The sequence below is a fragment of the Symbiobacterium terraclitae genome (genome assembly GCF_017874315.1).
Lineage (GTDB): Bacteria > Bacillota > Sulfobacillia > Symbiobacteriales > Symbiobacteriaceae > Symbiobacterium > Symbiobacterium terraclitae.
In genome coordinates, this window is the sequence record NZ_JAGGLG010000056.1 from 1 (window position 1) to 6,456 (window position 6,456).

General features: G+C 68.6%; 8 protein-coding genes. 5 read left to right on the top strand and 3 right to left on the bottom strand.

Annotation, left to right across the window (positions count from 1 at the left end; genetic code table 11):
• Positions 1 to 132 precede the first annotated feature (132 nt).
• The 3 genes from J2Z79_RS18005 to J2Z79_RS18015 all read left to right on the top strand — a co-directional run bounded on the left by J2Z79_RS18005 (position 133) and on the right by J2Z79_RS18015 (position 1,421).
• Positions 133 to 279, top strand: coding sequence for a hypothetical protein (locus tag J2Z79_RS18005; RefSeq protein WP_209468288.1), 147 nt, complete (start codon positions 133 to 135; stop codon positions 277 to 279).
• 230 nt (positions 280 to 509) lie between these two features.
• Positions 510 to 677, top strand: coding sequence for a hypothetical protein (locus J2Z79_RS18010; protein WP_209468289.1), 168 nt, complete (start codon positions 510 to 512; stop codon positions 675 to 677).
• Between the two features lie 69 nt (positions 678 to 746).
• The gene (locus J2Z79_RS18015) at positions 747 to 1,421 is read left to right on the top strand and encodes a TraX family protein (protein ID WP_209468290.1); all 675 of its coding nucleotides are present in this window, start codon (positions 747 to 749) and stop codon (positions 1,419 to 1,421) included.
• Between the two features lie 95 nt (positions 1,422 to 1,516).
• Here J2Z79_RS18015 and J2Z79_RS18020 read toward each other — a convergent pair whose 3' ends face one another.
• Both J2Z79_RS18020 and J2Z79_RS18025 read right to left on the bottom strand, forming a co-directional pair.
• The gene (locus J2Z79_RS18020; protein WP_209468291.1) at positions 1,517 to 1,816 is read right to left on the bottom strand and encodes a hypothetical protein; all 300 of its coding nucleotides are present in this window, start codon (positions 1,814 to 1,816) and stop codon (positions 1,517 to 1,519) included.
• A gap of 80 nt (positions 1,817 to 1,896) precedes the next feature.
• Entirely contained in the window at positions 1,897 to 3,120 is a 1,224-nt protein-coding gene (locus tag J2Z79_RS18025) for an ROK family protein (protein WP_209468292.1), read from the bottom strand.
• A 246-nt stretch (positions 3,121 to 3,366) separates the two neighbouring features.
• Between J2Z79_RS18025 and J2Z79_RS18030 the strand changes: the two genes are divergently transcribed.
• Both J2Z79_RS18030 and xylB read left to right on the top strand, forming a co-directional pair.
• Positions 3,367 to 4,431 (top strand): sugar phosphate isomerase/epimerase family protein, encoded by a 1,065-nt coding sequence (locus J2Z79_RS18030; RefSeq protein ID WP_209468293.1) that lies wholly within the window; start codon positions 3,367 to 3,369, stop codon positions 4,429 to 4,431.
• A gap of 6 nt (positions 4,432 to 4,437) precedes the next feature.
• Positions 4,438 to 6,009: a xylulokinase gene (gene xylB / locus J2Z79_RS18035; RefSeq protein ID WP_209468294.1), complete on the top strand. Its 1,572-nt coding sequence runs from the start codon at positions 4,438 to 4,440 to the stop codon at positions 6,007 to 6,009.
• 183 nt (positions 6,010 to 6,192) lie between these two features.
• On the opposite strand, the gene J2Z79_RS18040 is transcribed toward xylB, so the two are convergent.
• Positions 6,193 to 6,456, bottom strand: a 264-nt coding sequence (locus J2Z79_RS18040) for a group II intron maturase-specific domain-containing protein (RefSeq protein ID WP_280953802.1), incomplete at its 5' end; no start/stop codon positions are given.

Consider the following 6,456-nt stretch of genomic DNA (forward strand, 5'->3'; position numbering starts at 1 on the left):
AGACAGCGCATGAAGAAGTAGGCACGATCGTTGATATCCAATCATTGGGAGTCTGCCCCTATCTCACGTGCGGTTACCCGGACAGGCTCCTAGGACATCAGCAGCCGCGTGCGGGTGACGGGAGGGGGACGCATGTTGAGGCAGACGCACCACAGCTATCGGGACGCGTATCGAGAGTCAGGCTGGTTGATCCGTCTGAACCTGATCTACCTGGCGGTGGTGCCTGCCTTCCTGGTGGGCTCCCTCGTCTACCTGTTCTGGGTTTACCTTACCATCTGATCTGAGCCGGACCGACGGGGCCGTCCCGGAGTCATTCAGGATGACTCAGGGATGGCCCTTTTGCGCGCTCAGGCGTAGCACGACGGTGCTCCCCCTCTGCGACTTTCGTGCCTCCACCGCGAAGTGTAAATTGGCGACAGTTTGAACTATGAACTAATACAAACACAAGATGCTCTAGGACAGTAAAAGGGAGATCAACCTAAGGGCAACCCGGGAGGGGATCGCCGGCCGTGCTCGGATGGGTTGCGAAGATGACGATGTTTGCGGACGGCGTCGACGCGGTGTTCTATCCCCTGGACCTGCCCGGACGGAGCGCCTGGTCCGCACTTCGCCACCGGGCCTTCTACCCGCTTCACCGCGGGGCGCAGGCCGCGGCAGCCGCCATACCTGAACTCTAGCGAGCCGCGCCCGCTGCTTCAGCAGGCCCGGGCGCAGGGACCCGCGGGGGCCTGGGGGGATCGCAGGCCGTGCTCGAATGGATTGCGATGCTGACGATGCTGGTGGACCACATCGGCGTGGTGTTCTGCCCCGGCGTCCTGTGGCTGCGGATCGTCGGACGCATCGCCATGCCGCTGTACACCTACGGCGTCGTCCGGGGATACGCGCTCACGCGGGACCGCAGGCGCTACGCCATCCGGCTCCTCGTGATCGCGCTGGCCGCTCAGCTGCCCTACCAGGCGACCTTGCCGCCATCCGTACCGTTCCAACTCAACATCGTCTTCGGTTTCCTCATGGGCATCGGGGTATTCGCCGGGCTGGACGCCGCCCCGCACTGGGTGGAGCGGCTGGCCCGCCGGCCTGTTCCCGTGCTGGTCCGGGCCCTGCAGGGCGCCCTGCTGGCCCTGGCCTTCGCCCTGCTCTGGATCGTGCCCGTGAGCTACGGGATCTACCTGCCGGCCCTGCTCCTGCTCTACCGGTACGCGCAGCGGAAGTGGGTCCTCGTGCCGGGGCATACTGCGTTCAACGCGTTCATCTTCTCACCTTGGGACATACAGGGGCTCAGCCTGCTCAGCACCATCCTGCTCATCCTGCCTGTGCGCTATCCGCCCCTGCGGAAGGGCCGCTGGTTCTACCGGGCCTTCTACCCGCTTCACCTCGCGGTGCTGACCGCCGTGCACGCAGCGCTGGCGAGCGGAGCTTGAACCCAGCGCGCAAATCGGCCCGGGCGGAGGGGTTCCGCCCGGGCTGTTGCCTGCACTCGCGCTGAGCGACCGGTGCGGCAACCAGGGTTTCCGACTTACCTGGTGCCCGACTGATTCTCGTTGTTGGTGCGGTTGCGACCGGCCTGATTCGTCCGGCCGGCCTCGTTCCCGTCCGCCATCGCCGCGGCCCCGAGGCCGCCCGCCACTGCACCTGCGGCGGTCCCCAGGGGACCGGCCACGGAACCCAGGGCGGCCCCGGCTGCGGCACCGCCGAGCCCGGCGGCACCCTGAGCCATCGTGGTGCCGGCGCCCTGCGCGTTGGCAGTACCGCCGGCTCCGGTACCAGCGGTCTCACCCGTCCGTGCGCGCTTGTTGTTCTGCTTCTCCTCTGCCATGTCGTTGCCCCTTTCGCAAGTTGGTACGAACCTACTATGCGTTTGGGGTTCGGCCCTTATGCGCACGGGCGGCCGCATCTTCACGCCGGCGGGATGTCGACCGGGCCCTGCAGCAGCTGCGAGAGCACCAGCGAGGCTGCGCCCGCCACCAGGAAGCCCTCGCCCAGGGTCGAGCGGCGGATGCAGACCTGCTGGCTGAGCACGGAGAACGCCCGTGACCGGCCCAGCTCCACCGCCCGGTTCAGCACCAGGTCGCTCTGCTGCGCCAGCCGCCCGGCCAGCACGATCAGTTCGGGATTGTACATGTTCACAGTGTTGGCGATGGCAATGCCCAGGATGCGACCGCACTCGTCCAGGAGGTCGATGGCGAGCCGGTCGCCGTTTTCCGCCGCAGCGAGCAGTTCTGCCGAGCCGATCTCACCGGCGCCGGCCAGCTGGCTCTCGACCCCGCGCCGCATCAGCTCGTGCGCCTTGCGCCCCAGGGCGAAGCCGGAGGCGATGGCCTCGACGCAGCCGTAGTTGCCGCAGCTGCAGCGGGGCCCGTCCAGGTCGATGGTCATGTGGCCGATTTCGCCTGCACCGCCCACGCTGCCCCGGTAGAGGCGGCCGCCGACCGTCATGCCCGCACCGATGCCATCGTCCACGATGATCAGAATCAGGTCGCGCACCGACTGGCCGGCACCGAACCAGACCTCGCCCAGAGCGGCCGCGTTGCCGTCCTTCTCCACCACCACCGGCAGCCCGGTTGCCTCCTCCAGCATCGCCCGCAGGGGCACCGACCTCCAGCCGTGCAGGTTGGGCGGGGTGAGCAGCACTCCCTCCGTGCTGTCCAGCGGCCCGGGCGCCGCGACGCCAAGGCCCGCAACCCGGTCGCGGCGGACGCCGGCCCGCTCCAGCACCCGGTCGACGCCACGGGCAATCCGCTCCACAACGGCCGAGGGCTGGTCGGTGGGCCGCATCGGCAGATCGGCCCGCGCCACCAGGGTGCCCACCAGGTTGAAAAGCCCCACCACCAGCTTGGCGCTCTGCAGCTCGCACCCCAGCACGTAGCGGGCGTCCGGCTTCAGCGTCAGCAGCACCGGTTTCCGCCCTCCCGAGGACGTGCCGAGCCCCACCTCCTGAACCAGCCCCTCAGCCATCAAGTCGTTCACGGCATTGGTGACGGTCGTGAAGTTGAGGCCGGTGATCCGCTTCACGTCCGCCCGCGAGATCGGCCCCTTGCGCCGGATCAGGTCGAGCACCAGGAAACGATTCAGCTCCCTGATCAGGTCGCTGTTGCCGGTTACCACACGCGGTTTCGCCACGCTCCCCACCACCCAAGGACGTCGCGCCTCACGCGGCCGCCCGCCGGTCCGGCGGCTCGGCGTCACCCCCGCTGTGGGCGCCATCTCCTGTTCCATCAAATCATTTTAAGACAAAAGGGTCAAGAATTCCCCCCTACGGCGATCACGCGGCAGGACTTCCCGGCACCAGGGCGAAGAAGTCCGGAGATACTCTAAGCAATAGACAAAGGTGGGTCACACCACCCTGGCGCCAAAGGAGGAGGTCGCATGTCTGACCGCTGGAAGACCAGTCTGGGCATCTGGGCCTTCGGCCCCACCGCCACCCGCTTCATGCCGGGCGGGTATCACCCGGAGGCGGCCGCGCAGGACACCGTCGAGAAGGTGAAGCGGGCCGTGGACGGCCTCGGGCCCCTCATCGACGGCTACGAGTTCCACTACGAGACGGAGATCGACGAGCGGAACGCGCCCCGCATCCAGGAGGTGCTGGGCAAGGATCACGACATCTACACGATCTGCTACGGCCTGGTGCCGAACCCCCGCTTCCAGCTCGGCGCGCTCTGCAACCCCGACGCCGCGCTGCGCCGGGAGGCCGTGGACCACATCAAGCGGGGCATCGACCTGGCGGCGGCCGTGGGCGCGAAGTTCATCTACTGGCCGGGCAACGAGGGCTACAACTACCCGTTCCAGCGCGACTACGCCACCACCTGGCGCCACTTCCTCGCGGGCATCCAGGAGTGCGTCGAGCACGCCAACGCGCGGAAGGTGACGTTCCTCCTGGAGCACAAGAACTCCGAGCCGGCCATGAAGATCCTGATGCGCAACATCGGCATGGTACTCTACATCATCAAGAAGCTCAAGGAGATGGGGACCGACACCAGCTATCTGAAGGTGAACATGGACTGGCAGCACCTGATCATGAACGGCGAGAACCTCGCCGAGTACGGCGCCCTGCTCATGTCCGAGGGCCTGATGGGCCACCACCATGCCAACTCGGGCTGGGGCTCCTTCGACGACGACAACATCGTGGGCACCCAGTTCATCGAGCAGCAGATCGACCTGCTGCGCGAGCTCCTCAAGGGCGGCTACGGCCAGAACGGCGAGCGCATCGGATTCGACCTCTTCCCCTACACGGAGGACCCGGTCGCTGCGGTGCGGGCCTCGGTGATGAACCTGGAGTTCATGCTGGAGGTGGCCCGGCGCATCGACGATGCCGAGCTCGAGGCGGCCAAGGCCAGGGCGGACGCCGTGGGGGCTTACCGGGCTGTCTGGCGGGCGCTCGGCCTCACCGAGGAGTTCGAGCGGCAGGTCTACGCCAAGTACAGCAAGCGCTAAGCGGCCATGCAGGAGATCTACATCGGCATCGACATCGGGACCGGCGGGGCACGGGTCCTGGCGGTGGACCGGGCCGGCAGGGTAGTCGCCCAGGCCACGCAGGAGTACCCGCTGCTGACCCCGCGTCCTGGCTGGACCGAGCAGGACCCGGCAGACTGGTGGGCGGCGACGGCGGCCTGCCTGCGCCGGGTTACCGCCGAGGTCGGTCCCGGTCGCGTACGGGGCGTCGGCCTCACGGGCCAGATGCACGGGTCGGTCTTCCTGGATGACCGGGGCCAGGTGGTCCGCCCCGCCCTCCTGTGGAACGACCAGCGTACCCAGGCCCAGTGCGACGAGATCACGGTGCGCGTCGGCACGGACAGGCTGCTCGCGCTGGCCGGAAACCGGGCGCTGACCGGCTTCACGGCGCCGAAGCTCCTCTGGCTGCGCCAGCACGAGCCTGACGCGTACGCCCGCGTGCGCCACCTGCTGCTGCCCAAGGACTACCTGCGCTACCGGCTCACGGGCGAGTTCGCCACCGACGTCGCCGACGCCTCGGGGACGCTGCTGCTGGACGTGGCGGCACGCCGCTGGAGCGAGCCCATCCTCGAGGCGCTCGAGATCGACCCGGCCATCCTGCCCCGCCTGGCCGAGGGCCCGGAGGTGACCGGCTTCGTGACGCCGCCGGCGGCCGCCGAGACCGGTCTCCCCGCCGGCACGCCCGTGGTGGGCGGCGGCGGCGACCAGGCGGCCAACGCCGTGGGCGTCGGCCTGGTGACCGAGGGCGCAGCCTCCCTCGCCCTGGGCACCTCCGGGGTCGTGTTCGCGGCATCCGGCCAGCCCGGACACGTGCGCAACGGCGCAGGCCCAGGTGAGGCCGTCGCACCTCCCGGGCTGCCGGAGGACTCGCTCTCCACCATCCACTCCTTCTGCCACGCCGTGCCCGGCATGTGGCACGTCATGGGCGTGATGCTCTCCTCCGGCGGCTCCCTGCGCTGGCTGCGGGACGCCCTCTACGCCCGGGAGGCGGCGGAGGACCGCCAGGCCGGCCGGGAGCCGTACGACCGCGTCACCGGGGAGGCGGCCACGGTTCCCGCCGGCGCCGAGGGGCTGCTCTTCCTGCCCTACCTCACCGGCGAGCGCGTGCCGTACCCCGACCCCAGCGCCCGGGGCGCCTTCGTCGGCCTGGGACTGCAGCACACCAGGGCACATGTGGCCCGGGCCGTCATGGAGGGCATCGCGTTCGGCCTGCGGGACAACCTGGACCTCGTCCGCGCCCTGGGGGTCGGGGTGGCCGAACTCCGCATCACCGGCGGCGGATCCCGGTCGCCGCTCTGGCGCACCATCCTGGCCGCCGCACTGGGCGTGCCGCTGCGGCGCATGGCCGTGGACGAGGGCCCGGCCTTCGGCGCGGCCATCCTCGCCGCGGCCGGCACCGGCGCATACCCGGACGTGGCCTCGGCCTGCGCCGCGATGATCCGCACCGGGGATGCCGTCCCCGTGGACCCCGACCTCGCGGCCCGGTATGCCGAGCTGCTCCCCGTCTTCCGCCAGTGCTATGCGCAGTTGAAGACCGTTTTCCCCCAACTCGCTTCGTAGCACCTCGGCCAAGGCCGTTCAGGCTTGCCGCTGAATAGAGTAGGGGCTGGCCTTTCGACCAACGCCCCCTCGTCAAACCGGACGTGCAGTTTTCCCGCATCCGGCTTCCGCCGGTCGTAGCCCTACAACAGGGAGTGAGTCGTCATCCCCCGTTGCCGGGGTGCAGATTTCACGCCTGATGGGCTAGAGGGTAAGCAGGGATACCAACCCGAGTGCTTCCAGGCGTTCATTCGAAAGCACACTGTTGGCTTTGTAGCTGCGGTGTGCTTTTCGCTTGAGCCAGATGGACCGGATTCGCATCCGGATCCACTGGTCGAGCGCCTCGAAGCGTCCTTTCATGTGTCCGAGTCGAAAGTAGTTGCCCCATCCCCGGATCAGCGGGTTGAGGTTGGCAATTACCTCCTTCAGGGTAAGGTGCGTCTGCCGGGGCGTGAGTTCCCTCACTCG

What these genes read in the sequence shown, in the direction of transcription:
- J2Z79_RS18005 (WP_209468288.1), top strand. Translation starts at nt 133, where the DNA reads ATGTTGAGGCAGACGCACCACAGCTATCGGGACGCGTATCGAGAGTCA.
- J2Z79_RS18020 (WP_209468291.1), bottom strand. Translation starts at nt 1,816, where the DNA reads ATGGCAGAGGAGAAGCAGAACAACAAGCGCGCACGGACGGGTGAGACC.
- J2Z79_RS18030 (WP_209468293.1), top strand. Translation starts at nt 3,367, where the DNA reads ATGTCTGACCGCTGGAAGACCAGTCTGGGCATCTGGGCCTTCGGCCCC.
- xylB (WP_209468294.1), top strand. Translation starts at nt 4,438, where the DNA reads ATGCAGGAGATCTACATCGGCATCGACATCGGGACCGGCGGGGCACGG.